Origin of the sequence: Streptomyces sp. NPDC094448 (assembly GCF_044763775.1) — a bacterium.
In the GTDB taxonomy this organism is placed as follows: domain Bacteria; phylum Actinomycetota; class Actinomycetes; order Streptomycetales; family Streptomycetaceae; genus Streptomyces.
In genome coordinates this window covers 1-1,950 of the sequence record NZ_JBIWGU010000001.1, presented here as the reverse complement: position 1 = coordinate 1,950, position 1,950 = coordinate 1, and the positions used below count along the sequence as shown (strand labels likewise).

Here is a 1,950-nt window from a genome sequence, read left to right as displayed (position 1 = left end):
CTCCGACGCTCCCACGGCTTGTAGGCACACGGTTTCAGGTACTATTTCACTCCGCTCCCGCGGTACTTTTCACCATTCCCTCACGGTACTATCCGCTATCGGTCACCAGGGAATATTTAGGCTTAACGGGTGGTCCCGCCAGATTCACACGGGATTTCTCGGGCCCCGTGCTACTTGGGTGTCTCTTAAACGAGCCGCATGAATTTCAGCTACGGGGGTCTTACCCTCTACGCCGGGCCTTTCGCATGCCCTTCGCCTATCCATACGGTTTCTGACTCGTCCCACGGCCGGCAGACCGCAGAAAAGAGATCCCACAACCCCGCATACGCAACCCCTGCCGGGTATCACACGCATACGGTTTGGCCTCATCCGGTTTCGCTCGCCACTACTCCCGGAATCACGGTTGTTTTCTCTTCCTGAGGGTACTGAGATGTTTCACTTCCCCTCGTTCCCTCCACACTGCCTATGTGTTCAGCAGCGGGTGACAGCCCATGACGACTGCCGGGTTTCCCCATTCGGAAACCCCCGGATCAAAGCCTGGTTGACGACTCCCCGGGGACTATCGTGGCCTCCCACGTCCTTCATCGGTTCCTGGTGCCAAGGCATCCACCGTGCGCCCTTAAAAACTTGGCCACAGATGCTCGCGTCCACTGTGCAGTTCTCAAACAACGACCAGCCACCCGTCACCCCACCACAACAGCAGTGAGAACACCGGGGCCGGCACCGAAGACACCCAGGACTCTCGTCCGTGCCCTCAGACACCCAACAGCGCGCCCAACACCCGACCCAAGTCAACAGAAGCCTTCCACGCCGAAGCAGTACTGACTCCATCAACCAGGATCGTGTGCCGAATAATCAACGTTCCACCCATGAGCAACCAGCACCGGACACTCGCCGGTGTACTGGCCTCTGACCGGGAAAACCCGGCAAGAAATGCTCCTTAGAAAGGAGGTGATCCAGCCGCACCTTCCGGTACGGCTACCTTGTTACGACTTCGTCCCAATCGCCAGTCCCACCTTCGACAGCTCCCTCCCACAAGGGGTTGGGCCACCGGCTTCGGGTGTTACCGACTTTCGTGACGTGACGGGCGGTGTGTACAAGGCCCGGGAACGTATTCACCGCAGCAATGCTGATCTGCGATTACTAGCAACTCCGACTTCATGGGGTCGAGTTGCAGACCCCAATCCGAACTGAGACCGGCTTTTTGAGATTCGCTCCGCCTCACGGCATCGCAGCTCTTTGTACCGGCCATTGTAGCACGTGTGCAGCCCAAGACATAAGGGGCATGATGACTTGACGTCGTCCCCACCTTCCTCCGAGTTGACCCCGGCGGTCTCCCGTGAGTCCCCAACACCCCACAAGGGGGCTTGCTGGCAACACGGGACAAGGGTTGCGCTCGTTGCGGGACTTAACCCAACATCTCACGACACGAGCTGACGACAGCCATGCACCACCTGTACACCGACCACAAGGGGGGCACTATCTCTAATGCTTTCCGGTGTATGTCAAGCCTTGGTAAGGTTCTTCGCGTTGCGTCGAATTAAGCCACATGCTCCGCTGCTTGTGCGGGCCCCCGTCAATTCCTTTGAGTTTTAGCCTTGCGGCCGTACTCCCCAGGCGGGGAACTTAATGCGTTAGCTGCGGCACCGACGACGTGGAATGTCGCCAACACCTAGTTCCCAACGTTTACGGCGTGGACTACCAGGGTATCTAATCCTGTTCGCTCCCCACGCTTTCGCTCCTCAGCGTCAGTAATGGCCCAGAGATCCGCCTTCGCCACCGGTGTTCCTCCTGATATCTGCGCATTTCACCGCTACACCAGGAATTCCGATCTCCCCTACCACACTCTAGCCTGCCCGTATCGAATGCAGACCCGGGGTTAAGCCCCGGGCTTTCACACCCGACGTGACAAGCCGCCTACGAGCTCTTTACGCCCAATAATTCCGGACA

General features: G+C 58.3%; 2 rRNA genes (1 of these 2 only partly in view). Both read right to left on the bottom strand.

The window, feature by feature from the left end:
* Positions 1–633: ribosomal RNA gene (locus tag ACIQ9E_RS00010) — 23S ribosomal RNA — on the bottom strand; it reaches 2,467 nt to the left of the window's first position.
* Between the two features lie 311 nt (positions 634–944).
* Positions 945–1,950, bottom strand: a 16S ribosomal RNA gene (locus tag ACIQ9E_RS00005); the annotation flags it as partial.